The sequence below is a fragment of the Aeromonas mytilicola subsp. aquatica genome (assembly GCF_044336385.1).
In the GTDB taxonomy this organism is placed as follows: Bacteria; Pseudomonadota; Gammaproteobacteria; order Enterobacterales; family Aeromonadaceae; genus Aeromonas; species Aeromonas rivipollensis.
Genome location: NZ_CP172298.1, coordinates 668462 through 692824, shown reverse-complemented (window position 1 = coordinate 692824; position 24363 = coordinate 668462). Strand labels below are relative to the sequence as shown.

Genomic DNA, 24363 nt, shown 5'->3' with positions numbered 1-24363 from the left:
TTATTCCTGAATCTGCTTGTCTTGCAGCAGACGCTGTTGCAATTGATGGTCTCGCAGGAAGGCGTTGATACGCTCGCGCTGCTCCTGCATCTGTTGCTCGTTCAAGCCTTGCTGGCGAGGAGTGGCACGGTTGCCCTCCTGGGGATAGTGCACGCTCACTGGCGTCGCACTGCCACCGACCGGTATGGTGTTGAGCACAGGGTTGGCCGGCATGCCGTCGTTGCCCTGATACTGCTGCACCCCGAAGATGACGGCGGCAGCCACGGAGGCGGCAATGGCATACTGACCCATTTGCTGGCCAAAGCGACGGATCAGAGGCACCACCTTGCCAGCTGGCTTCACCTGAGGCGCAACAGGTTGCACCGGCTTGGGCGCCAGTATGACGGGTTCGTCTTCCAGTGCCAGCATGATGCTGTCACTGAGATCCAGTTGCAGATTGACCGGAAGGTCTCCCCGCATGGCATCACCGATCAGATGGTAACGAGCCCAGGTATCTTTCAGAGCGGGATCCGTTCCCAGCTCGTTCAGAACCTCCATGTCGCTGAGGTCACCATCCATCAGGGCTGAAAGTTGCTCTTTATTTGCCATAAGTTTGCCTGTCTTTCCCCAGTTTAATTCTCGATCAGAGGTTGCAGCTTTTTGTCGATTGCTTCCCTCGCCCGAAAGATACGGGATCTCACCGTACCCACAGGGCAATCCATGATCTCCGCAATCTCTTCGTAGCTCAGCCCTTCCATTTCACGAAGGGTGATCGCTGTTCTCAAGTCTTCTGGCAAGGCTTCTATGGCGGCAAACACAGTGCGCTTGATCTCGTCGGTCAGCGCCAGGTTTTCGGGGGTGGCCACTTCTTGCAGGGCTTCACCACCACCATAATATTCAGCCTCGTCCGCTTCGACATCACTACTGGGCGGTCTGCGCCCCTGTGAGGTCAGGTAATTTTTGGCCGTGTTCACGGCGATCCGATACAACCAGGTGTAAAACGCGCTCTCGCCACGGAATGTCGGCAACGCACGGTAAGCCTTGATAAAGGCCTCCTGCGCCACATCCGGTACATCGCCCGGATTGTTGACATACCTGGCCACCAGGTTGACCACCTTATGCTGGTATTTTTTTACCAACAGGTTGAATGCATTTTTATCGCCACGCTGGACCCGTTCAACCAGCTGTTCGTCCAGTAGATTCTGGTCGCTCATCAGAGCCGTAAAACCCCCATCAGGTTATCGTTCTTCTTTTCCGGCCCCTTCTAAGCGCACAAGTTCAGACAGGGAGAATCAGAGAAAGTTCGCTTGCATTGAAAAAAATGTGATGCGGGCTGCATCACAACCCCCCTTGGGCTACCATGGGGCCAGTTCTTAATCCAGGCCAATGATACTTATGAAAGCAAGTGTTGAATACCTTTGCGACGTACTGATCATTGGCAGCGGTGCCGCCGGTCTGTCCCTCGCGTTGCGATTGGCAGACCAGGCCAAAGTCCTGGTTCTGAGCAAGGGGCCCATCAGTGAGGGGGCCACTCTCTATGCGCAAGGAGGCATCGCTGCCGTGTTCGACGAGACCGACAGCATCGAATCCCATGTGAGCGACACGCTCAACGCCGGCGCCGGGTTGTGTGACCCGGCGGTGGTGGAGTTCACCGCTCGCAACGCCCGCGACTCCATCCAGTGGCTGATCCAGCAGGGCGTTCCCTTCGATCAGGAAGAGGATGCCGAGGGGGAATCCCACTATCACCTGACCCGGGAAGGGGGTCACAGCCATCGCCGCATCTTCCACGCGGCGGACGCCACCGGCAAGGCGGTGCAGCTCACCCTGATCGATCAGGTCCGCTCCCACCCCAATATCCAGCTGATGGAGCGCTTCAACGCGGTCGACCTCATCACCACCCGCAAGCTGGATCTGCCGGGCAACAGGGTGCTTGGCGCCTATGTCTGGAACCGCAACGTCGAGCAGGTCGAGGTGATCCGCGCCCGTTTCGTGGCGCTGGCCACCGGCGGCGCCTCCAAGGTGTATCAGTACACCTCCAACCCGGACGTGAGCTCGGGGGATGGCATCGCCATGGCGTGGCGCGCCGGCTGCAGGGTGGCAAACCTGGAGTTCAACCAGTTCCACCCCACCAGCCTGTTCCACCCCGATGACCCCAACTTCCTGCTGACCGAAGCCCTGCGCGGGGAAGGGGCCTATCTGCGCCGTCCCGACGGCAGCCGCTTTATGCCGGACTTCGACGAGCGGGCCGAACTGGCGCCGCGGGATATAGTCGCCCGTGCCATCGACCACGAGATGAAACGCCTCGGCGCCGACTGCATGTATCTGGACATCAGCCACAAACCGGCGGATTTCATCATCAAGCACTTCCCGACCATTTATGAGCGCTGCCTCGCGGTCGGCATCGACATCACCAAGGAGGCCATGCCCATAGTGCCGGCGGCGCACTACACCTGTGGCGGCGTGATGATCGACAACAACGGCCAGACCGATATCCCCGGCCTCTACGCCATCGGCGAAGTGACCTACACAGGGCTGCACGGCGCCAACCGCATGGCGTCCAACTCCCTGCTCGAATGCGTAGTCTACGCCCATCAGGCGGGGGCCGACATCCTGGCCAAGCTGCCCATGAGCGTGGAGCCGCCGAGCCTGCCCGCCTGGGACGAGAGCCAGGTGGATGACTCGGACGAGCAGGTGGTGATCCAGCACAACTGGCACGAGCTGCGGCTGATGATGTGGGATTACGTGGGGATAGTGCGCACCAACAAACGCCTGGCCCGCGCCAAGCGCCGCATCGACCTGCTCAAGCAGGAGGTGCAGGAGTACTATGCGAACTTCCGCGTCTCCAACAACCTGCTGGAGCTGCGCAACCTGTTGCAGGTGGCCGAGCTCATCGTCAACTGTGCCCTGGAGCGCAAGGAGTCCCGCGGACTGCACTATAACCTCGACTACCCGGACATGCAGCCGAACCCCAAGCCGACAGTGCTGACACCGGATCGGGAGTGATCCGGCGCAAGCCAGAGGCGTGCTGCGGACTCCACTGCCTGCACCCGGACTACCCGGACAGGCAGCCGAACCTCAGGCAGACAGTGCTGACGCCGGATCGGGAGTAAACGACGCCCACCGCCGTCCCTCAGATGACCCCGCCCCGGCGGGGTCATCTGTTATGGGGTTAAGCCGGGGGGTTGGACGGGGCCAGATGAATGGCGCGGGCCAGGGCGCGGTAGTGCTCGGGTGCCAGGGCGTCGGAGAAGAGCCAGAGGTGGCGCTCGGCGCCCTCTTCTGTCACCAGCCTCAGCCAGAGCACCCCGGGCAGGATGCGGCTGTGGTCATCCAGTCGATGGCGCCGGCCTTGCCACTCCAGCCACTCCCCGTCCCAGAGCAGCGCCTGGCGCCCCTGGGTGACGGGGCGCCAGGCCAGCCAGAGCCCCAGCGACCAGCAAGGGAGAAACAGCCCCCATTGCCAGCCATGGATCAAGGCGGCAACCGGCCAGAGCAACAGCAGAAACAGGGCAAGCAGCAGCAGGCGCTGCCGCCGGGAGGGGATGACGGGCATCAGGACCCGCATCGGGGATCAGCTCAGACGATCGTGACGGGCCTGATTGCGCTCCAGGATCAGGGGGATCATGGCGGCGAAATCGGGGTCGTTCGGCACACCGTGGCCCATGCTCCAGCGGAACAGCTCGGGATCCTCGCACGCCAGCAGACGGATGAATGTCTGCTGCTCGGCCTCGCTCAGGGAGTCGAACTCGTGCTCGAAAAAGGGCATAAAGATCACATCCAGCTCGAGCATGCCGCGACGGCAGGCCCACTTCAGGCGGGACTTTTCAATTGGGCTCAACATGGAACTCTCCTTACAAAGACCCGAGGATGGTAGCAGCTGGATTTTCCGGCTGACAAACATTCCTTACGTCTTTACCATGCAGGTCACATACTTTCTGTCTCTGGAATACCATCGTGAGCCTGCCGACCCCTGTTCTTCCTGCCGAGCCAACCCTGTTTCCCCTGACCGATCTGGCCATCACCCGCCTCACCGGCAATGATCGCGTGAAATATCTGCAAGGCCAGGTCACCTGCGACGTCAACGCCCTGCAACCTGGTCAGAGCACCCTCGGCGGCCATTGCGATCCCAAGGGCAAGCTGTGGAGCGATTTTCGCCTGCTCTGCCTCGATGAGAGCCTGCTGCTGCTGACCAAGCCGTCGGTGCTGGCGCGCCAGTTGCCCGAACTCAAGAAGTTTGCGGTGTTCGCCAAGGTGGAGATCGGCGAATTCCAGGGCCAGGTGGTCGGCCTGGCCGGTCAGGGCACGGATGCCTGGATCGCGGCGCAATACGGCCTTCAGGAAACCGGCCTTGTCGAGGGCGGCATGGCGGTCAGGGTGGAAGCCGATCGCTGGCTGCTGGCAAGCGAATCGCCACTGGCGCTGGGCCTGCCTGCTGGCGACGAAGCGCTCTGGTGGGGTCTGGACATCAAGGCGGGGATCCCGCACCTAGAGGCGGTCCATCAGGGTGAGTACATTCCCCAGATGCTGAACCTGCAGGCCCTGGAGGGCATCAGCTTCACCAAGGGCTGCTACATGGGGCAGGAGATAGTGGCCCGCGCCAAGTACCGCGGCGCCAACAACCGCGCCCTCTTCGTGCTGGCCGGGCAGGCCAGTGGCCCCGTTGCCAGCGGCGATACCCTGGAGATCCAGCTCGGTGACAACTGGCGGCGCAGCGGCATGGTGCTGAACGTCTGGCAGCAGCAGGGCCAGCTGTGGCTCACCGCCGTGCTGCCAAAAGACACCGAGGCCGACGCCAGCTTCCGCCTCAAGCAGGAGGAAGGCTCCCGCCTCGCCCTGCAGCCCCTGCCCTACTCCCTGACCGAGTAAGGTCGGCTAACGAGGCACCCGCGCCAGCAGGGCCTCCTTCAGCCAGCGCCCCGCCTGCCCCAGCGGGCGGGCGCGATACCACTGCAACTCCAGCTCCAGCTCGGCCTGGGGAATGAAATCCGGCTTGAGCACCACCAGCTCCCCCCGCGCCAGCGGCCGGTGCAGCAGAAACTCGGGTACCGCAGACCACCCCAGCCCCAGCTTGACCAGCTCCAGGATCCCGAGATCCCCCTCGACCCACCACACCTGTGACGAGAGGCGGAAGCGATGGCGCTCCGTCCCCTCCCGCCGTCCCGTCACCATCAGCTGGCGGGCCCCTTGCAGATCGCTCTCGTGCAGCGGCGTCTTGTGGGCCAGGGGGTGATCCGGGGAGACCACCAGGGGCATGGCGACGCTCCCCAGGGAGCGGGAGACCAGCTCCCGCTCCGGGTGCGCCTTCTGGTAGCTGATGCCGAGCTGGGCCCGCCCGCTCTTGAGCAGCTCGGTCACATCCTCCATCAGCGGGAACAGCAGCTCCAGCTCCACAGTCGGATAGCGGCCGGCAAACTCCTCCAGCAAGGCACCGAGCCAGGGCAGATGGGAGTCATCGTCGATGGCGAGCGTCAGGCGCGACTCTATGCCGCTGGCCAGCTCCCCGGCGATGGCTTGCAGCCGCTCGCTCTGGGCCAGCAGCACCCCCGCCTCCTGACTGATGCGGGCCCCCGCCTCGGTCAGCACAGGGTAGCGGCCGCTGCGATCAAACAGCTCGAGGCCGAGATCTATCTCCAGGTTGGCGATGGCGGTGCTCACCACCGACTGCGCCTTGCCCAGGCGGCGCGCCGCCGCCGAGAAGGATCCCGTCTCGGCCGCCGCCAGTAACGCCTTGAATTGTTCCAGTGAAGGGGTCATCCGTCTGCTCCAGCCCTGTTATTGCACCCAGATCCATCTATTTTAGCGATAGATACCAACGTGAACCTATCGAAAAATAGCGATAAATTGGCCGCCATACACACCCGAAAAGAGAAATAGAGAGACAGACAATGCGTAATACCCGTGATCGCCTGCGCCACGCCATCGGCTTCGAATTGATTGGCCTGCTGATCGCCGCCCCCCTGGCAAGCTGGGTCACCGGCGTCGGTCTCAACCACATGGGGCCCCTGGCCCTGTTCTTCTCGGTGGTCGCCACCGTCTGGAACTATGTCTACAACATAGGGGTGGACAGGCTGCTGCTGCGCCTGCAGGGCCACACCCACAAGACGCTCTGGCAACGGGTGCTGCATACTTTCGGTTTCGAGGGGGGCTTGCTGATCGTCGCCCTGCCGGTGATGTCCTGGTGGCTCGATATCGGCCTGCTGGAGGCGCTGGTGCTGGATCTGGGCTTCGTGCTGTTCTACCTGGTCTATGCCTTCGTCTACAACTGGAGCTATGACAAGGTGTTCCCCATCCCGGGCCAGGGGGCACAGCGGGTCACGGGGTGACAAGAGAAGGGATAAAACGAGGCACCATCATGCGACTGGCATGATGGTGCTGATCTGGATCCTCGAGGGGCAGGTATTCAGGCTTGCGCCTTCACCTCGTCGGCAGGGGCCTCGGTCTGGGCCGCTTCCTGGTTCAGCATGGCCTCGAGGTCGCTCTGATACTGGTTCAGCATGCGCTGGGCCGCGACCATGTCTCCCTTGTGCAGACGCTCGAACAAATGGTGTTGCACCACGCCGTTGAGGTACTCCACAGTGATGGGTTGCTCCAGGGCAGACAGCAACTCTTCTTTTTCCAGCTCCGCATTGATTTCATCGACACTGGTACGCAGCAGACCGGCCAGTTGCACCAACATGCGGCGCTCGCCTTCACGCAACAGGCTCAACATGCGGTTTCTCTGCTGCTCATTCTGTTGGGTCATACATTTCCTTACGTAGAGTGGGAACAAGCCCGCTCATTCTGCCCTGTCCTTTTCACAGCGTCTATCTCGGGCGCATCACTAATTGAGCGTCCCGCCAGCCGGGCGCGGGCCGGGTGCTATTTGCCCCTTTGCCCGGTATAGTAACCGCTGTTCCAGAGGGCCCTTGCGCCCCCGCTGACGAGACTGCCAACCCCATGACCGACGCCATTCTGGTGCTCTGCACCTGCCCTGATGAAGCCAGTGCCGACCACCTCTGCGAGCAACTGCTCAACCAGCGCCTCGCCGCCTGCATCAATCAGCTGCCAGGGCTCACCTCCGTCTATCGCTGGCAGGGGAAGATAGAGCGGGCACGGGAGATCCAGCTCATCATCAAATCCCGCCAGCCGCTCTTTGCCGAGCTAGAGCGGTGCATCCTGGCTCACCACCCCTACCAGGTGCCGGAGATCCTGGCGATCCCCGCCAGCCAGGGTCATCAAGCCTACCTCGACTGGTTGACACAGGAGACCTCATGACTCTGCGATCCCTGCTTTCCCCCCTGTTACTCCTGCTGAGCCTGCTCGCGGCCCCCGCCCAGGCCAGCAGCCAGGATCTGCTAAGCAGCCTCGGCATCGAGGCCAGTGCCCAGCCCAAGTTTCTGAAAGTGGACGAGGCCTTCGTCCTCGAGAGCGAGCAGCAGGGAAACAAGCTGCTGCTGACCCTGCGCCTCGCCGACGGTTACTACCTCTATCGCCACAGCATCAGCGTCAAGGGGGAGAACCTCGTCTTCGAGCCCCTCGCGCTGCCTGCGGGCACCGAGCATGAGGATGACTTCTTCGGCAAGACCCGGGTCTTCTATCAGGAGCTGCAGATCCCCGTCACCTTGACCCAGGTGGGGGACTCCGCCAGCCTGCAGATAAGCTATCAGGGGTGCACCGAGGGCCTCTGCTATCCCCCCACCGACAAGCGGATCCCGGTGCAGCTCCTCGCGGCCACTGGCGACGCCGGGCAAATAGACCCCGCAGATGCCACAGAGGCGCCGACCGGCAGTCAGCAGGATAGGCTGGCGGCCGCCCTCGGCAGCCAGGGCTTCTGGCTCAGCATCGCCGCCTTCTTTGCGCTGGGACTGGGGCTCGCCTTCACCCCCTGCGTCTTCCCCATGTACCCCATTTTGACCGGCATCATCGCCGGTGCCGGCCAGCATCTCTCCACCCGCCGCGCCTTCCTGCTCTCCTTCGTCTATGTGCAGGGGATGGCATTCACCTACACCCTGCTCGGGCTGGTGGTCGCCTCGGCGGGCCTGAAGTTCCAGGCGGCGCTGCAGCACCCCTATGTGCTGATCGGCCTCTCGGTGATGTTCGTGCTGCTGGCACTCTCCATGTTCGGGCTCTATACCCTGCAACTGCCGAGCAGCCTGCAAACCCGGCTGTCCGGCCTCTCCAACCGCCAGCAGGGCGGCTCCGTGGTCGGGGTCGCCATCATGGGGATGATCTCCGGCCTGGTCTGCTCCCCCTGCACCACGGCCCCGCTCTCGGGCGCCCTCATCTACGTGGCCCAGAGCGGCGATCTCTGGCTCGGCGGGGCGGCCCTCTATGCCCTGTCGCTGGGCATGGGGCTGCCGCTGCTGCTGCTCGGCACCTCGGGGGGCAAGCTGCTGCCCAAGGCGGGTGCCTGGATGGATGTGATCAAGCAACTCTTTGGCTTTGCGCTGCTGGCGGTGCCGATCCTGCTGCTGTCACGGCTATTGAGCGACCAGGTCGCCACCCTGCTCTGGCTCGGCTGGGCGCTGCTGTTGTGCGGCTATCTCTATCACCACAACCAGCATCGCCCCCACTCGGTGGGCAAGAGCCTCGGCGGCTTCGTGCTGCTGCTGGCGATGATGAGCCTGGTGGTGGTGGGCAAGGACCTGCTGCTGCCCGAGCCTGGCGTCAAGGCCAGCACCGGGGCCGAGGCTCCCCGGTTTATCCGCATCAAGACCCTGGATGACCTCAAGACCCGGCTCGAGGCCGCTCGCGGCAAGCCGGTGCTGCTGGACCTCTACGCCGACTGGTGCGTGGCCTGCAAGGAGTTCGAACACAAGACCTTCAGCGATCCCGCCGTGCGGGCGCGCTTTGCTGACATGGTGCTGCTGCAGGCTGACGTCACCGCCAACGACGATGCCGACGTGGATCTGCTCAACGGCCTGAACGTGCTGGGGCTGCCGACCCTGATCTTCTTCGATGCCGCGGGCAACGAGGTGAGCGGGCAGCGGGTGACCGGCTTCATGGGGCCCGCCGAGTTCCTCGGCCAGCTGGACAAGCTGCGCTGAACCATGGCGGCCCGCCTTGCCGCGCGGGCCGCCCTCTCCTCTGCGCGCTGATTTTTCTGGCCATCCCTTGTATATGACAGGCGCCATGGCAGAATTTGCCCTTTCCCGTCTCGCATCGTCCGGAGTTTTGATGAAAAAGTGGTTCATCCCCCTGCTGGCCTGCTGGCTCTATGGCTGCAACTCAGGTCCAGGTGAAGAGGCGATCCAGAGCCAGGTCACCGCCAAATTGCAGGCCGACACGGATCCCGCCCTGTTCGAGATCAGCGACTTCGCCATTCTCGGCAAGGAGGAGCGGATGGAGGGGGTCTATCTGGTCAAGGTGAGTTACCGGCTCCACTTCAAGCAGGGGCTGGATCAACTGCAGGTGCTGCACGACGAGGATCTGGTCTATGACAGGGTCGGCCCCTTCCAGCAGGAGATGGCCCTGATGGAGCTGGAGCGCAAATACGGCGAATTCGAGGCAGGCCAGGCACTGGCGCAGGAGAGCCAGGTCTGGATGATGAAGACGGAGCAGGGCTGGCAACTGGCAGAACCGGCGCAGCAGGGAGAGGCGCCCTCCTCCCTGCCGCCAGCCCTCCCCTAGAGCAGATCCTTCATTCTGTGCCACAGCATCCCGAGCGCCAGCAAGGGGGAGCGCAGGGCAGGCCCGCCTGGGAAGGTCATGTGGGGCACGCGGCTGAAGAGATCGAAGCCCCGGCTCTCCCCCCTGATCGCCTCGGCCACCAGCTTGCCCGCCATGTGAGTGGCATTGAGGCCGTGTCCCGAGTAAGCCTGGGCATAGAACACGTTGGGGTACTCTTTGAGGCGCCCTATCTGCGGCAGCCGGTTAGCGCCTATGCCTATCATGCCCCCCCACTGAAACTCGATGGCGGTGCCCGCCAGCTCCGGAAACACCCGCAGCAGCTTCGGCAGCATAAAGGCCTTTATATCGTGAGGGTCACGGCCGGAATAGTTGCAGGCACCGCCAAACAGCAGGCGACCATCCGCCGATAGCCGGTAGTAGTCGAGCGCCACGTTCTGATCGCACACCGCCATGTTTTGCGGCAGCAGCCGCTGGCGCAGCCGTTTCTCCAGCACCTGGGTGGCGAGTATGTAGGAGCCCGCCGGCAGCACCTTGCCCCCGAGTTCGGGATTGAGCTCATTGAGGTAGGCGTTGCAGCCGATCACCAGGTAGCTGGCGCGGCAACGGCCGTGGGCCGTGGTCACCTCGACCCGATCGCCATACTCGATGTGAGTCACCCTGGACTGCTCGAACAGGGCGACGCCCAGGCTGGCCGCCGCGCGCGCCTCACCCAGAGCCAGATTGAGGGGATGCAGGTGGCCTGAGCCCATGTCGATCATGCCGCCGATATAGCGATCCGACCCCACCACCGACCTTATCTCCCCCTTGGGGACCAGCTTGAGTTCGTGCCTGTATCCCAGGCTGGCCAAGTGCTCGGCATCCTCCTCAAATCCCTTGAGGTGGCGCGGCTTGGTGGCGAGATCGCAGTAGCCCCAGGTCAGGTCGCAGTCGATGTTGAACCGCGCGACCCGCTCGCGCACCAGCTGCACCGCCTCCAGCCCCATCAGGTCCAGCTCACGTACCCCTTGCTCGCCTATCCAGCGGGCAAACTGGCTGGTGTCGTGACCTATGCCGCGAATGAGCTGGCCGCCGTTGCGTCCCGAGGCCCCCCAGCCGATGCGGTTGGCCTCAAGCAAGACCACCTTGTAACCCGCCTCGGCCAGATTGATGGCAGTGTTGAGGCCGGTGAAGCCGCCGCCTATGATGCAGACGTCGGCATCCAGCTCACCGCTGAGCTCGGGCCACTGCTGATGGTCGTTGCGGGTGGCCGCGTAATAGGAGGCCACGTGCTCCTGGTATCCGTTGTGTCTTCCTGTCTGCATGCTCAGCATCCTGCCTTGGTTGCACTTGTTTACTAAATTAAACGGAGTGTCATCGATAATACCCAGCCCAGGGTCACCAATCCAGCCTGTCAGGATCACAGAAATGCAAAAGGTGTCCCGAAGGACACCTTTTTAGAGGCCAGCCGAGGCTGGCCGCAATGAAAGAGGCGCCCCGCAGGGCGCCTCTTCAGCAATCAAGATACGGTAACGAATTACAGTACGTTGATGGCGTTCAGGTCGGAGAAGGCTTTCTCCAGACGGGCGATCATGGAAGTCTGACCGGCACGCAGCCATACGCGCGGATCGTAGAACTTCTTGTTCGGCTTGTCGGCGCCTTCCGGGTTGCCCAGCTGGCCTTGCAGGTAGGCTTCGTTGGTCTTGTAGAAGTTCAACAGACCTTCCCAGGTAGCCCACTGGGTGTCGGTGTCGATGTTCATCTTCACGACGCCGTAGGAGATGGATTCGCGGATCTCTTCCAGGGTGGAACCTGAACCACCGTGGAACACGAAGTCCAGGGACTTGGCAGGCAGACCGAACTTCTCGGAAACGTATTTCTGGGAAGCGTCCAGGATGGACGGGGTCAGCTTGACGTTACCCGGCTTGTAGACACCGTGCACGTTGCCGAAGGAGGCAGCGATGGTGAAACGCGGGCTGATCTTGGACAGACGCTCGTAGGCGTAAGCCACGTCTTCCGGCTGGGTGTACAGGGCGGATTGATCCATGTGGCTGTTGTCCACACCGTCTTCTTCGCCACCGGTGCAACCCAGTTCCAGCTCCAGAGTCATGTTCATCTTGGCCATGCGGGTCAGATACTCGCAGCAGATGTCGATGTTCTCTTCCAGAGACTCTTCGGACAGATCCAGCATGTGGGAGGAGAACAGCGGCTTGCCGGTTTCAGCGAAGTGCTTCTCGCCCGCTTCCAGCAGACCGTCGATCCACGGCAGCAGCTTCTTGGCGGCGTGGTCGGTGTGCAGGATGACAGGTACACCGTAAGCTTCGGCAACGGCGTGCACGTGCTTGGCACCGGAGATGGCACCGATGATGGCAGCCTGCTGGCCTTCCAGCTTCAGACCCTTGCCGGCGGTGAACACGGCACCACCGTTGGAGAACTGAACGATGACCGGGGCTTTGACCTTGGCGGCAGCTTCCAGCACGGCGTTGACGGAGTCGGTACCCACGCAGTTCACGGCAGGCAGAGCGAAGCCGTTCTCTTTAGCGATGGCGAACACTTTCTGAACGTCATCACCAGTGATCACGCCGGGTTTTACGAAGTCGAAAATTTTCTTAGACATGTTTAATCGTCCTGTTCTCGTATGCCGTTAATAAAAAATGGGGGGTTCATCATGAACCGGCACAGCGGCCACATGATAAACGAAACGGGAGGCTTTTGCCCCCCGTCCCGGGTCAATTAGGCTTTGGCGCGTTCTTCAAGAATCGCGACAGCCGGCAGTACCTTGCCTTCTACGAACTCCAGGAAGGCGCCGCCGCCGGTGGAGATGTAGGAGACCTTGTCGGCGATGCCGAACTTGTCGATGGCAGCCAGAGTGTCACCACCGCCAGCGATGGAGAAGGCCGGGGAAGCGGCGATGGCTTCGGCGATCACCTTGGTGCCTTCGGCGAACTGGTCGAACTCGAACACACCGACCGGGCCGTTCCACAGTATGGTCTTGGCGTTCATGATGATGTCGGCCAGGGCCTTGGCAGAGTCAGGGCCGATGTCGAAGATCATGTCACCGTCGGTCACGTCAGCGACGGACTTGATGGTGGCCGGAGTGGACTCGGAGAACTCGGTACCTACAACCACGTCTGTGGTCACCGGAATGTTGGTCTCGGCAGCCAGCTTCTTGGCGGTGTCGATCAGGTCGTGCTCGCACAGGGACTTGCCAACGTTGTGACCGGCAGCGGCGATGAAGGTGTTGGCGATGCCACCACCGACCACCAGCTGGTCAGCGATCTTGGAGAGAGATTCCAGCACGGTCAGCTTGGTGGAGACCTTAGAGCCGCCAACGATGGCAACCATGGGGCGCTCGGGCTTCAGCATGGCCTTGCCCAGGGCATCCAGTTCACCGGCCAGCAGGGGGCCTGCACAGGCAACCGGGGCGAACTGGGCCACACCGTAGGTGGAACCTTCGGCGCGGTGAGCAGTACCGAATGCATCCATTACAAAGACGTCACACAGGGCGGCGTATTTTTTGGCCAGCTCTTCGGTGTTCTTCTTCTCGCCTTTGTTGAAACGGCAGTTTTCCAGCACAACCAGCTCACCGGCGGCGACATCTACGCCATCCAGGTAATCCTTGGCCAGGCGCACCGGGCAGGACAGAGCGTCTTTCAGATAGTTGACTACCGGGGCCAGGGAGAATTCTTCGTTGTATTCACCCTCGGTCGGACGACCCAGGTGGGAAGTGATCATCAGCTTCGCGCCCTTTTCCAGAGCCAGCTTGATGGTCGGCAGGGTAGCCACGATACGTGCGTCGGAGGTGACCTTGCCGTCTTTTACCGGCACGTTCAGGTCAGCACGGATCAGAACGCGTTTACCCGCCAGATCCAGGTCGGTCATCTTGATAACAGACATATTCAGTCCTCTATATATTTTCAGGTAATGTTAAAAAAACAGTAACCTTGCGCCCGGTGCAGGCTCTCAGCCTGCGGCCATCATGGCCCGGGTGGTATCCAGCATGCGGTTGGCGAAGCCCCATTCGTTATCACACCACATCAACATCTTGACGAGGTTGGCATCGCTCACCCGGGTCTGGGTACCATCAATGATGCAGGAGTGTGCATCATGATTAAAGTCTACGGAGACCAGCGGCTCTTCCGTGTAGTCCAGGATACCCTGTAATGTACCTCTGGATGCCCGTTGCAGGGCTTGATTTACGTCACTAACTGTCACTTTTTTACGAACAGTAATGCTCAGATCCATGGCGGTGACGTTGATGGTCGGCACCCGCACCGCGATCGCCTCGAACTTGCCGGCGAAGTGGGGGAGGATTCGCTCCAACCCCTTTGCCAGCTTGGTATCCACCGGGATGATGGACTGGCTGGCGGCCCGGGTTCGACGCAAGTCACTGTGGTAGGCATCGATGACTTGCTGATCGTGCATGGCCGAATGAATTGTCGTAATAGTACCACAATTTATCTCGAATTCTCGATGCAATGTTTCGATGACGGGCACCACGCAGTTGGTGGTACAGGAGGCGTTGGAGACGATCCGCTCCCGTCCCGTCAGCACCTGATGGTTCACCCCGTAGACTATGGTGGCATCCACGTCCGCATCCGCCGGATGGGAGAAGAGCACCTTGCCCGCCCCCGCCCCAAGATGCAGTTCGGCATCGGCCCGGGAGCCGAATACCCCGGTGCAGTCCAGCACCACATCCACCCCCAGCGCCCGCCAGGGCAAGCGCGACGGATCCCGTTCGGCAAACAGGGAGATGAGATCCTCCCCCACCAGCATGCTGTTGCCCGCAAGCTGCACCGGGTAGCCGAAGCGGCCGTGGCTGGTGTCGAAGCGGGTGAGGTGCACCATGGCTTCGGGGGCCGCCAGTTCGTTGATGGCGACTATCTTAAGCTGGTTATCGCGGCCGCTCTCGTAGAGGGCCCGCAACACGTTGCGACCGATGCGCCCGTATCCGTTGATGGCAATCTTGATCATGAAAAATCTGTGTCCTTACCTGCGACAAAGTGACGGGCCCCTGACTGCTTCAAGACAGCAGGGCCTCCCGGAAGACGCCCCTGGCCAGCAGCGCGGCCCCGAACACACCGGCACTGTCACCCAGGGCCGGGGCAATGATGGGGGTGGCGAAGCGGGGATTGAAGAGAAATGGCAGCACAGTCTGCCGACCGACGCTGTAGAGACTCTGCACGTTGCCCACCCCACCGCCGATGACAATGACGTCCGGATCCAGGATGTTGACCACGTTGGCCAGGGCCTGGCCAAATAGCAAATGCAGTCGGTCGATGGTGAGTTTGGCCACGTGGTCGTGAGCCGTCGCCGCCGCTATCTGGGCCAGGGAGAGGTGACGCCTGGCCTTGGCTTCATACCAGGCCTCCAGCGCCGGGCCGCTGATGAAGGTCTCGACACAGCCGCGCTTGCCGCAGTAGCACTCGGGACCGTCGGGGGAGAGCACGTTGTGGCCCCACTCCCCGGCGATGCCGTGATGGCCGTTGAGGATCTGGCCATTGATGACGATGCCGGAGCCAACCCCTGTGCCCATGATGATGCCGAACACCACTTTCGCTTCGGGATGGTGCTGGCGCACCGCCCCCAGATGGGTTTCCGCCAGGGCGAAGCAGTTGGCGTCGTTGGCGATGAGCACAGGAACGCCGAGCCTGCGTTCCAGATCTTCCTTGAACGGCTTGCCGTTGAGCTCTGTGGTGTTGCAGTTCTTCATCAGCCCGGTCTGGGGATCCCGCGCCCCCGGGGTGCCCATGCCGAGGATGGCGGGACGCTGGCCGAGCCGCTCGGCGCACTCGTCCACCAGCTTGGCGATCTGGCCTATCATGTGCTCGTAACCGCCACGGCGCTCGGTGGGAATGCGATGGCGCAGCAGCACCTCGTCACCCTCGAGCACCACGCACTCGCACTTGGTCCCGCCAAGATCGATACCCCAGTCCCAAGAACCCTTGCTCATCCTGCCTCCTGCCATGTTCAACGACGCCCTCACCCAGTCGTCAGGAGGCGTACTCGCCCATCCTGTCCTCGACCCTGTTCAGTGGTGGTGCAGTGTAACCCGAGCGGTGACCAGGATGCAGCCCCCGCGAGGCCGGGCAGCAAAACGGGGCCCGCAGGCCCCGTTCTCATTGTGCTGTCTGCCGCGCTCAGCGACCGTGGTACTGAGCCGACAGCTCGTGCACCGCGTTCACAAACACCCCGGCGTGCTCAGGATCCACATCCTGATGGATACCGTGACCCAGGTTGAAGACGTGGCCGTTGCCGCTGCCAAAGCCCGCCAAAATGGTGGCGACCTCCTCGCGAATGCGCGCTGGCGCGGCGTAGAGCATGGAGGGATCCATGTTGCCCTGCAGCGCCACCTTGTCGCCGACCCGGCGCTTGGCGTCCGCTATGTCTGTGGTCCAGTCCAGACCCAGGGCGTCGCAGCCGGTGGCGGCGATTTGCTCCAGCCACTGACCGCCGTTCTTGGTGAACAGGGTGACAGGCACACGGCGCCCCTCATTCTCACGGATCAGGCCATCGACGATCTTGTGCATGTACTGCAGGGAGAAGTCGCGGTAATCCCGCGGGGTCAGCACGCCGCCCCAGGTGTCGAACACCATGACGGACTGGGCACCGGCCTTGATCTGGGCGTTGAGATAGGCAATCACGCTGTCCGCCAGCTTGTCCAGCAGCAGGTGCAGGGTCTGCGGCTCGGCGTACATCATCTGCTTGATCTTGGTGAAGGCCTTGGAGCTGCCCCCCTCCACCATGTAGGTGGCCAGGGTCCAGGGGCTGCCGGAGAAGCCGATCAGCGGCACTTCACCCTTGAGCTCGCGGCGAATGGTGCGCACCGCGTTCATCACGTAACCCAGCTCGTCTTCCGGATCCGGGATGGGCAGCGCCTGCACGTCGGCCATGGACTTGATGGGGCGCTCGAAGCGCGGGCCTTCCCCGTGCTCGAAGTAGAGGCCCAGCCCCATGGCGTCGGGCACGGTCAGGATGTCGGAGAAGAGGATGGCGGCATCGAGGGGATAGCGGCGCAGGGGCTGCAGGGTGACTTCACAGGCCAGCTCGGCGTTGCGGCACAGGGACATGAAGTCCCCCGCGACGGCGCGGGTCGCCTTGTATTCCGGCAGGTAGCGGCCAGCCTGACGCATCATCCACACCGGGGTCATGTCCACATCCTGGCGCAGCAGGGCACGCAGGTATCGATCGTTCTTCAGCTCTTTCATCCCAGTTCCTGAGTTCATATCCAGCATAAAATGGCGGATATGATACCACTTTGTGCGAGGCTGAGGGCGGCACAAACGCGCCGCAGGGTCGCCGGAGTGCAAAGATGTGAGGGGGCGCAAACCAGGACCCCGCTTTTCAGGGCCTCGCCCTCACCGCTTCTCTGCGAGGCTCTGCTCGATCAGCCGCCGCGCTATGGTGCCGTGGGGGGGCAGCCGTGGCAGTTGGTCCGCCTCGAAGAAGTCGGCAGCCACCAGCTCGTCGTCCTGCACCTTGATCTCGCCGCTCTGGTAGTCGGCGGTGAAGCCCATCATCAGGCTGTGGGGGAAGGGCCAGGGCTGACTCGCCACGTAGCGCACGTTGCATACCCGGATGCCGCTCTCCTCGAACACCTCCCGCGCCACGCACTGCTCCAGGTTCTCCCCCGCCTCCACGAAGCCCGCCAGCACCGTATACATGGGATCGTCGGCCTGATAGTGACGGCGATGGGCCGCCAGCAGGATCGCCGGGCCCTTGCGCACCGCCACTATGATGCAGGGGGAGATGCGCGGATAGACGACATGACCATGATGGCACACCTGTGCCCACTCCCCGCTCTTGGGTGCCATGGGGGCGCCACACTCGCCGCAGAAGCGATGGCTGCGGCGGAAGGTGGCCAGCTGCCAGGCGCGTCCGGCGAGGCGAAAGCCCTCTTCATCGCCGGCCACCATCAGCTGGCGCAGCCCCACCAGGGGGCAGCTCCCGGCATCCGGTCCCAGATCCAGCAGCTGGCAGGGCAGTCCGTCCCACTCGTCGAAAGGCTCGAAATGGGCGGAGTGCAGATGGGCGGGCAGGCAGGCCTTGGGGCCCTGGGGGATCTGCCCCCGTTCATCCAGCAGGACGAGGTGATCGCCCCCCAGCACGAACCAGCGGGCCTGTTCGGTTGATGACATATGTGAAGGCTCTTGTTGAGAAGGGTGCCCGGGGCACGGGATAGTTCGGCTCATCTTACGGCCGCAGAGGCCCCCTGGCGACCCCCGACATGGTCAAGATCCCGCCCCGATGCGCGACCATGAAAAAAGGCCGCCGTGGCGACCTTTCTCGTTGCGACCGTCCGGGCGATCAATTCATCCAGCGCTCGCTGCTCTTGCGACGACGAGGCAGCATGGGGAGCAGAATGCCGAGCAGTATGCCCCCCAGCACCATGGCACCACCGCGGATGAACCAGTCCATCTGCATGTCGTGCTCCTGGTTGTCATAGCTCTGGGTCAGGGCGTCGTTCTGTTCCTTGAGGCTGCTCATCTCTGTGCTCTGGCTGGCGAGCTGGGCCTTCAGGCTGGCGATCTCCTTGCTCTGCTCGGTGATCTGGCCATCCTTCTCGGCGAAGCGTCGCTCGTTGTCGCCATTGAGGTTCAGCAGGCGGGCCTTGGCCTCATCCAGCTCTTTCTGAACCTGGGGCAGACGCTCGCGCAGGCTGATCTCCGCCTGCAGTTCGCTGTTCTTGATCCAGCCTTCACGACCACGGCCGTCCACCACCTGGGTGAAACCGGCGTCGTTGTTCACCGCCTTGACCTCCAGCGGTTCACCGGCCTTGACGCTGCCGAGGATCCGGTACTGGGTGCCAGGACCGTTGTGGATATAGGTAAAGATGTTGTCTGAGACATAACGGGTATCGGCCAGTACCTGTTGGGCACACAAGCAGATCAAGATCCCGAGAAGGGCGCGCATGGTCGATCGATTCTCTTCGTTGAATTAGGTTGCAGGCCGAATGTTAAGCCGCCAGCGGGTCAAAGGACAAGCAAAGAAAAACGGCGCCCCCCTGACTGAGAGGCGTCTCACGGCTTCTCCGGTTTGCCACGCGACCATTCCAGACGCCGCAGGCTACTTCTGTTGCAATGCCTTCACCTCGGCGCGCAGGGCCTTCAGCTCCTGCAGCAGTTGCGCCTGCTGCTCGCTCTGCTGACGCCGCCATAGGGTGGTGTCGTCGTTGGTCTTGCCGGGATGCACGAACAGGCTGGCCATGAAACCGCTGAGGGCACCGAACAGACCCACACCAAACAGGATGAGCAGGCTGGCGACGAAGCGCCCCTCCTCCGTCCTGGGCACCAGATCCCCGTAGCCCACGGTAGACAGCGTCACAAGCGTCCACCAGAAGGCATCGTAGGGCGTCTGGATCAGGCTCCCTGGCTGGCCCGTCTCCAGCCAGTACATGACGCCCGAGCCCACCCCCAGCAGCAGGAAGAAGAGGAAGAGGATGCCGGACAAGGTGGTCTCGTTGCGCTCCCGGCGAAACATGACCAGCAGGTCCGGCCTGTCTCGCAGCAGCTGATAGACCCGCCACAGCTGGATCAGCCGCGCCCAGCGCAGTTGCTCCACCATGGGCAGGCTGCCCGGCAGATAGAACCAGTTGGCCTTGAAGAAGGCCATGCGATCGGGGGCCCTCACCCAGCCGTAGGCGAAGTGGGCGAGGAAGAAATAGCAGATCAGGCTGTCGACGTCATAGAAGAGTTGCAGGGTCTGCGGGCTCCACTCGCGGTGACCCCACCAGCGGGCGCAGACCAGACAAACGGAGATCACCGACAGAAACGCCATCAGCAGATCCATGGATCTCAGGCCAGAAGAGTGATGTCGCATACATTTTCCTACTTTAGGCACAGTGCGAATTAATAAAACGGAAGATAATGCCGATAGTCCTGAGGACAAAGGAAAAATGGCCATTAAGAAGGAGAAAGGTTATGCAGTTAAACTCGCTGGAGAGGCGAATGAGCAACATCCGACTGGTGCCCAAGGTGGTGCTGCTCATGGTGTTCAGCACGCTGCTCTTGCTGGCCAAGCTCTGGTTCGATGCCAGCAACCTGGAAGCCACCCTGCTCGGCGAGGGCATAGACGCCGCCAAGGCCAATGCCATTGCCGATCGCCTGCTCTGGACCGGTCTGATGGAGACGGCGCTGATGGGGATCGTCTTCGTGGTGCTGCTGCTGACCGGCTCCCGCCTCATGGTCAAGCAGGTGCATTACCTGGTGGGTCTGCTGGAGCGCTTCGCCCGCAAGGATCTCAGCCACAGCGTGCTGCTCAAGTCCCGGGACGAGTTCGGTGACATCGCCAAGGCGGTCGCCCACTCCCAGGAGAACCTCAAGGAGGTGTTCGGCACCCAGCGCGCCGCCTGCAAGGAGCTCAACGACATAGCCTCCCAGGTGACTCTGTGCATGGATGAAGCCAACGAGGCGATCAACGAAGAGTTCACCCAGATAGAACAGCTCGCCAGCGCCATGAGCCAGATGGTGGGTGCCATTCGCGAGGTGGCCAACCATGCGGAGCAAGCCTCCCACGCCACCGCCGACGCCAGCGCCCTGGCCGAGGAGGGGAGTCGCTGCGTGGCCGCCACCGTCAGCACCATAGACACCCTCTCCGGCAACATCCAGCGCTCCTCCGCCGTGGTCAACGAGGTGGAGCACGGGGTCGATCGCATCGGCTCCGTGGTAGACACCATCCGCAGCATCTCGGAGCAGACCAACCTGCTGGCCCTGAACGCCGCCATCGAGGCCGCCCGCGCGGGCGAGGCGGGACGCGGCTTCGCCGTGGTCGCCTCAGAGGTGCGCGAACTGGCGAACCGGGCTCAGGCCGCCACCGTCGAGATCCAGAAGATGATCGAGCTGCTGCAGGGCAATGCCCGCCAGGCCGTCGGCCTGATGGCCGAGAGCGTGCAGCAGGCGGACAAGGGGGTCGAGCAGGTGACCCAGGCCGGCACCCAGCTCGCCACCATAGTGCAGCGGGTACAGGGGGTGGCCGACATGAATCGCCAGATCGCCGCCGCCTCCGAGCAGCAGAGCTCGGTGGCCGAAGAGATGAACGCCAACCTGGAGCAGGTCAAGCAGGTGGTGGAAGGATCCGTGGTGGTGCTGCGGGAGCTGAAAGATGCCTCCGAACTGGTGGAGCACCACAGCCAGACCCTGGATACCCATATCCAGGCCTTCAAGCTGGCCTGAGGTCGTGAATTGAGTAAACTGGAAGGCCCCGCGAGGGGCCTTTTTTCATCTCATGTCACGGCAAGGAGCCAGGATGCAGCACACCCAATCCCCACTGGAGATCAGCGACGACAAGGGACGGCTCGATGTCCCCCTCATTCACCATTTCCTGTCCGAGGAGGCCTACTGGAGCCTCGGCATTCCCCTCTCCACAGTGCAGCGGGCCATCAATCATTCGCTGTGCTTCGGCGGCTATGTCGACGGCCAGCAGGTGGCCTTCGCCCGGGTCATCACAGACAAAGCCACCTTCGGCTATCTCTCCGATGTATTCGTGCTGCCCGCCCATCGCGGCCAGGGCCACAGCAAGGCCCTGATGGCCGCCATCCTGGCCCATCCCGCCTTGCAGGGGCTGCGCCGCCTCATGCTGGCCACCTCGGATGCTCAGGGACTCTATGCCGGTTTTGGCTTCGCGCCGCCCCGCGCCCCTGGCAGCCTGATGGAAAAATACGACCCCGAGATCTATCAGCGCCCCTGAGCCTGCGCCGGCGGCCCATTTTCCCCGCCGGCTCATGCTTCTCTCTCCCGGGCTGTGACGCAGGCGCGGGACAATGCTAGATTGGCTGCCGGTGTTTTCATTCCCTCTGCAGACCCGTTAATCACAAGGACGGCAACCGTGGCCCAGCATTCCTCTTCTCTTCCCCCATCTCCGGCATCCCTCTCCACTCTGTCACCCCTGCTGCAGGATCAGGCCGGGCGCCAGTGGCAACGGCTGCTGGCGCTGACCCCCGACTATGGTGATTTGCCCGCGCTGGAGCAGCAGACCCTGCTGACCCTGTTTGGCCTCTCGGATTTCGTCGCCGACTCCCTCATCAAGCAGCCCGAGCTGCTGGCGCAGACCCTGTCCTCCGGGGATCTGGCGCTGTCCGAGCGCTGGCCCGCCTACCAGGGCGATCTGGCTGCGCTACTGGTCGAGGTCAATGACGAGGAAGCGCTCAAGCGGGTGCTGCGCCAGTTCAGACGCAGCCGCATGCTGGTGATCGCCTGGCGCGAGCTGCTGGGTCAGGCCCAGGTGGAAGAGAGTTTCATCCATCTCACCAGGCTCGCGGACGCGCTGATCTGCGGTGCCCGGGACTGGCTCTACGCCAGACAGTGCGCCGAGCTTGGCACCCCCATGGACGGCAACGGCGACCCTCAGCCTCTGCTCATCCTCGGCATGGGCAAGCTGGGGGGCGGCGAGCTGAACTTCTCCTCGGACATCGACCTTATCTTCACCTTCCCCGACAACGGCTACACGGTCGGCGGGCGGCGCGAACTCGCCAACCAGCAGTTCTTCATCAAGCTGGGCCAGCGCCTGATCAACGCCCTGCACCAGCCCACTCAGGATGGTCAGGTGTTCAGAGTCGACATGCGGCTGCGCCCCTTCGGCGAGGCGGGGCCGCTCGCCATCTCCTTCGCCGCCATGGAGGATTACTACCAGCACCATGGCCGCAACTGGGAGCGCTACGCCATGGTCAAGGCGCGGGTGCTGGGGCCCCAGTGCGAGCACGCCCAGGCCCTCACCGAGTTGCTGCGCCCCTTCGTGTTCCGCCGCTACATCGACTTTGGCGTCATCGACGGCCTGCGCCAGATGAAGGCGATGATAGCCGCCGAGGTACGCCGCAAGGGGCTGGAGGGCAACATCAAGCTGGGGGCCGGCGGCATCCGCGAGGTGGAGTTCATCGCCCAGGCGCTACAGCTCATCCGTGGCGGCCGCGAGCCCGCCCTGCGGGTGCGCCACCTGCCCGAAGCGCTGGCAGCCATAGCCCAAAGCGGCGCCCTCGATGAGGAGCGCTGCGCGCGCTTGCTCCAGGCTTATCGCTTCCTGCGCCGGGTCGAGAACATATTGCAGGAGATAGGGGATCAGCAGACCCAGACCCTGCCCACCGAGGAGCGGGATCGCCAGCGACTGATCGCCGCCACCGGCTTCGCCGACTGGGAGCGCTTCATGACGCACCTCGACGAGGAGATGGCCGTAGTCCATCAGGAGTTCGTCGCCGTGGTGGGGGAAGAGAAGGAGGCCCCCGCCCACCTGGAGCAGCTCTGGCTCGATCTCTGGCGCACCGAGCTCGATGCCGCCGAGCTGGAGAAACTGCTCACTACACAGGGAGTTAGCGATCCGGCTCCCCTCTGCGCCGCCCTGCTGCGCTTCAAGGAGGAGTACAAACGCCGTCAGGTGGGGCCCCAGGGGCGCATCGCCCTGGACTGGCTGATGCCTGAGCTGCTGCGACTGGTGGTGGCGAGCCGTGAGCCCGCCCGCCTGTTCGAGCGGGTCTGCACCCTGCTGACCCGCATCTTCACCCGCAGCGCCTACCTGCAGCTGCTGGCGGAGAACCCCGCCGCCCTGCGCCAGCTGGTGCGCCTGTGCGACGAGAGCAACCTGGTGAGCGAGCAGCTCGCCCGCTACCCCATCTTGCTGGACGAGCTGCTGGATCCCCAGCACCTCTACCACCCCACCCCGCTGGATCAGTACAAGCCCCAGCTGCGCCAGTTCCTGTTGCGCATCCCCGAAGAGGACGTGGAGCAGCAGATGGAGGCGCTGCGCCAGTTCAAGCAGGTACAGCTGCTGCGCATAGTCGCCGCCGACATCGCCGGCGCCCTGCCGCTGATGAAGGTGAGCGACCACCTCACCTGGCTGGCGGAAGCCATCACCGAAGAGGTGGTCAATCAGGCCTGGGCCCAGATGAGCGAGCGCTACGGGGTGCCCCCCGAGGTAGCACTGAGCGGCCAGCGCGGCTTCGCCGTGGTGGCCTATGGCAAGCTGGGCGGCATAGAGCTGGGCTACGGCTCGGATCTCGATCTCGTCTTCCTGCACGGCGGTGACCCCAACGGCTACACCGACGGGCGCAAGCCCATCGACAGCCGCCAGTTCTACCTGCGCCTGGCCCAGCGGATCCTGCACCTGTTCAGCACCCGCACTCCGTCCGGGATCCTCTACGAGATCGACATGCGGCTGCGCCCCTCCGGCGACGCCGGCCTGCTGGTCTCCTCTCTCGCCGCCTATGAGCAGTATCAGCAGCACGAGGCCTGGACCTGGGAGCATCAGGCCCTGGTGCGGGCCCGCCCCATCTATGGGGACGAGGGTGTCATCGCCGACTTTGCCCGCATCCGCCGCGCCGTGCTGGCCAAGGAGCGCGACCTCCCTACCCTGGCCCGCGAGGTGCGCGAGATGCGCCACAAGATGCGGGATCACCTGCTCAAGGCGGGCGAGGGGGAGTTCGATCTCAAGCAGTCCCCGGGCGGCATGGTGGACATAGAGTTCATCGCCCAGTACCTGGTGCTGGCCCACGCCTGTGGCGAGCCTGAGGCCCTGACCCGCTGGTCGGACAACGTGCGCATCTTCGACGAGTGCGTGATGGCGGGGGTATTGACCCTGGAGCAGGCGGAGGGGCTGAAACACGCCTATCTGGAGATCCGCAACCAGGGCCATCGTCTCAACCTCTCGGAGATCTCCCGCAAGGTGGGGGACGATCAGCTGCTGACCGAGCGGGGCCATGTGCTGGCGGTCTGGCAACAACTGCTGGGGGAGTAAGACTCTCGCCGCATCAGCAACAAGGGGCGCCACGGCGCCCCTTGTTGTATTAAGGCCCGCTCGAACAGAACCCCTCGATTT

At 63.0% G+C, this 24363-nt stretch carries 24 protein-coding genes; 9 read left to right on the top strand and 15 right to left on the bottom strand.

Features of this window, described 5'->3' with window-relative positions:
* Window positions 1-588, bottom strand: a complete 588-nt coding sequence (locus ACFWHB_RS03460; RefSeq protein ID WP_139745763.1) for a sigma-E factor negative regulatory protein — start codon at window positions 586-588, stop codon at window positions 1-3.
* Window positions 589-611: 23 nt separating this feature from the next.
* Window positions 612-1193 carry an RNA polymerase sigma factor RpoE gene (rpoE, locus tag ACFWHB_RS03455; RefSeq protein WP_106885820.1) on the bottom strand — a complete coding sequence of 194 codons (582 nt, stop codon included), beginning with the start codon at window positions 1191-1193 and terminating at the stop codon, window positions 612-614.
* A gap of 181 nt (window positions 1194-1374) precedes the next feature.
* Between rpoE and nadB the strand changes: the two genes are divergently transcribed.
* Window positions 1375-2982, top strand: a complete 1608-nt coding sequence (gene nadB, locus ACFWHB_RS03450; RefSeq protein ID WP_234690486.1) for an L-aspartate oxidase — start codon at window positions 1375-1377, stop codon at window positions 2980-2982.
* A 166-nt stretch (window positions 2983-3148) separates the two neighbouring features.
* Here the strand turns inward: nadB and ACFWHB_RS03445 are convergent, their stop codons facing one another.
* Window positions 3149-3532, bottom strand: coding sequence for a protein YgfX (locus tag ACFWHB_RS03445; protein ID WP_234690487.1), 384 nt, complete (start codon window positions 3530-3532; stop codon window positions 3149-3151).
* A gap of 18 nt (window positions 3533-3550) precedes the next feature.
* Window positions 3551-3820, bottom strand: coding sequence for an FAD assembly factor SdhE (locus tag ACFWHB_RS03440; protein ID WP_234690488.1), 270 nt, complete (start codon window positions 3818-3820; stop codon window positions 3551-3553).
* 119 nt (window positions 3821-3939) lie between these two features.
* Between ACFWHB_RS03440 and ygfZ the strand changes: the two genes are divergently transcribed.
* Complete coding sequence (gene ygfZ / locus ACFWHB_RS03435) at window positions 3940-4845, top strand: tRNA-modifying protein YgfZ (protein WP_395950168.1); 906 nt, start codon at window positions 3940-3942, stop codon at window positions 4843-4845.
* Window positions 4846-4851: 6 nt separating this feature from the next.
* On the opposite strand, the gene ACFWHB_RS03430 is transcribed toward ygfZ, so the two are convergent.
* Complete coding sequence (locus ACFWHB_RS03430) at window positions 4852-5733, bottom strand: LysR family transcriptional regulator (RefSeq protein WP_111910484.1); 882 nt, start codon at window positions 5731-5733, stop codon at window positions 4852-4854.
* A 131-nt stretch (window positions 5734-5864) separates the two neighbouring features.
* Here ACFWHB_RS03430 and ACFWHB_RS03425 point away from each other — a divergent pair, with 131 nt between their 5' ends.
* Window positions 5865-6302: a PACE efflux transporter gene (locus ACFWHB_RS03425; RefSeq protein WP_106885816.1), complete on the top strand. Its 438-nt coding sequence runs from the start codon at window positions 5865-5867 to the stop codon at window positions 6300-6302.
* A gap of 77 nt (window positions 6303-6379) precedes the next feature.
* Here ACFWHB_RS03425 and ACFWHB_RS03420 read toward each other — a convergent pair whose 3' ends face one another.
* Window positions 6380-6721: a hypothetical protein gene (locus ACFWHB_RS03420; RefSeq protein ID WP_025328270.1), complete on the bottom strand. Its 342-nt coding sequence runs from the start codon at window positions 6719-6721 to the stop codon at window positions 6380-6382.
* Window positions 6722-6915: 194 nt separating this feature from the next.
* Here ACFWHB_RS03420 and cutA point away from each other — a divergent pair, with 194 nt between their 5' ends.
* From cutA to ACFWHB_RS03405, 3 genes are all read left to right on the top strand, one after another.
* On the top strand, window positions 6916-7233 hold the full coding sequence (cutA, locus tag ACFWHB_RS03415) for a divalent-cation tolerance protein CutA (RefSeq protein ID WP_111910485.1): 318 nt from the start codon (window positions 6916-6918) through the stop codon (window positions 7231-7233).
* Entirely contained in the window at window positions 7230-9005 is a 1776-nt protein-coding gene (locus ACFWHB_RS03410) for a protein-disulfide reductase DsbD (RefSeq protein ID WP_395949461.1), read from the top strand. Before cutA ends, ACFWHB_RS03410 begins: the two co-directional genes overlap by 4 nt.
* Before the next feature lie 130 nt (window positions 9006-9135).
* Complete coding sequence (locus ACFWHB_RS03405; protein WP_395949460.1) at window positions 9136-9588, top strand: hypothetical protein; 453 nt, start codon at window positions 9136-9138, stop codon at window positions 9586-9588.
* On the opposite strand, the gene ACFWHB_RS03400 is transcribed toward ACFWHB_RS03405, so the two are convergent.
* From ACFWHB_RS03400 to ACFWHB_RS03360, 9 genes are all read right to left on the bottom strand, one after another.
* Entirely contained in the window at window positions 9585-10889 is a 1305-nt protein-coding gene (locus ACFWHB_RS03400; protein ID WP_395949459.1) for an NAD(P)/FAD-dependent oxidoreductase, read from the bottom strand. The two genes, ACFWHB_RS03405 and ACFWHB_RS03400, sit on opposite strands and share 4 nt — an antisense overlap.
* 212 nt (window positions 10890-11101) lie before the next feature.
* Window positions 11102-12181: a class II fructose-bisphosphate aldolase gene (gene fbaA, locus ACFWHB_RS03395; protein ID WP_005332814.1), complete on the bottom strand. Its 1080-nt coding sequence runs from the start codon at window positions 12179-12181 to the stop codon at window positions 11102-11104.
* Between the two features lie 116 nt (window positions 12182-12297).
* Window positions 12298-13461, bottom strand: a complete 1164-nt coding sequence (locus tag ACFWHB_RS03390; RefSeq protein WP_106885810.1) for a phosphoglycerate kinase — start codon at window positions 13459-13461, stop codon at window positions 12298-12300.
* Between the two features lie 66 nt (window positions 13462-13527).
* Window positions 13528-14538 (bottom strand): erythrose-4-phosphate dehydrogenase, encoded by a 1011-nt coding sequence (gene epd, locus ACFWHB_RS03385; RefSeq protein WP_111910490.1) that lies wholly within the window; start codon window positions 14536-14538, stop codon window positions 13528-13530.
* Between the two features lie 49 nt (window positions 14539-14587).
* Window positions 14588-15517, bottom strand: a complete 930-nt coding sequence (locus ACFWHB_RS03380; RefSeq protein ID WP_289976502.1) for an ROK family protein — start codon at window positions 15515-15517, stop codon at window positions 14588-14590.
* A 187-nt stretch (window positions 15518-15704) separates the two neighbouring features.
* The gene (gene hemE / locus ACFWHB_RS03375) at window positions 15705-16772 is read right to left on the bottom strand and encodes a uroporphyrinogen decarboxylase (RefSeq protein ID WP_139746199.1); all 1068 of its coding nucleotides are present in this window, start codon (window positions 16770-16772) and stop codon (window positions 15705-15707) included.
* A gap of 150 nt (window positions 16773-16922) precedes the next feature.
* Window positions 16923-17702, bottom strand: a complete 780-nt coding sequence (nudC, locus tag ACFWHB_RS03370) for an NAD(+) diphosphatase (RefSeq protein ID WP_289976501.1) — start codon at window positions 17700-17702, stop codon at window positions 16923-16925.
* A gap of 169 nt (window positions 17703-17871) precedes the next feature.
* The gene (locus ACFWHB_RS03365) at window positions 17872-18477 is read right to left on the bottom strand and encodes a TIGR04211 family SH3 domain-containing protein (RefSeq protein WP_025328281.1); all 606 of its coding nucleotides are present in this window, start codon (window positions 18475-18477) and stop codon (window positions 17872-17874) included.
* 153 nt (window positions 18478-18630) lie between these two features.
* Window positions 18631-19452, bottom strand: a complete 822-nt coding sequence (locus tag ACFWHB_RS03360) for a potassium channel family protein (RefSeq protein WP_106885805.1) — start codon at window positions 19450-19452, stop codon at window positions 18631-18633.
* A 32-nt stretch (window positions 19453-19484) separates the two neighbouring features.
* Here ACFWHB_RS03360 and ACFWHB_RS03355 point away from each other — a divergent pair, with 32 nt between their 5' ends.
* From ACFWHB_RS03355 to glnE, 3 genes are all read left to right on the top strand, one after another.
* Window positions 19485-20735: a methyl-accepting chemotaxis protein gene (locus ACFWHB_RS03355; RefSeq protein ID WP_139746196.1), complete on the top strand. Its 1251-nt coding sequence runs from the start codon at window positions 19485-19487 to the stop codon at window positions 20733-20735.
* A 73-nt stretch (window positions 20736-20808) separates the two neighbouring features.
* Entirely contained in the window at window positions 20809-21249 is a 441-nt protein-coding gene (locus ACFWHB_RS03350) for a GNAT family N-acetyltransferase (protein WP_111910494.1), read from the top strand.
* A 138-nt stretch (window positions 21250-21387) separates the two neighbouring features.
* Window positions 21388-24282, top strand: a complete 2895-nt coding sequence (gene glnE / locus ACFWHB_RS03345) for a bifunctional [glutamate--ammonia ligase]-adenylyl-L-tyrosine phosphorylase/[glutamate--ammonia-ligase] adenylyltransferase (protein ID WP_289976500.1) — start codon at window positions 21388-21390, stop codon at window positions 24280-24282.
* The last annotated feature ends 81 nt before the right edge of the window (window positions 24283-24363 follow it).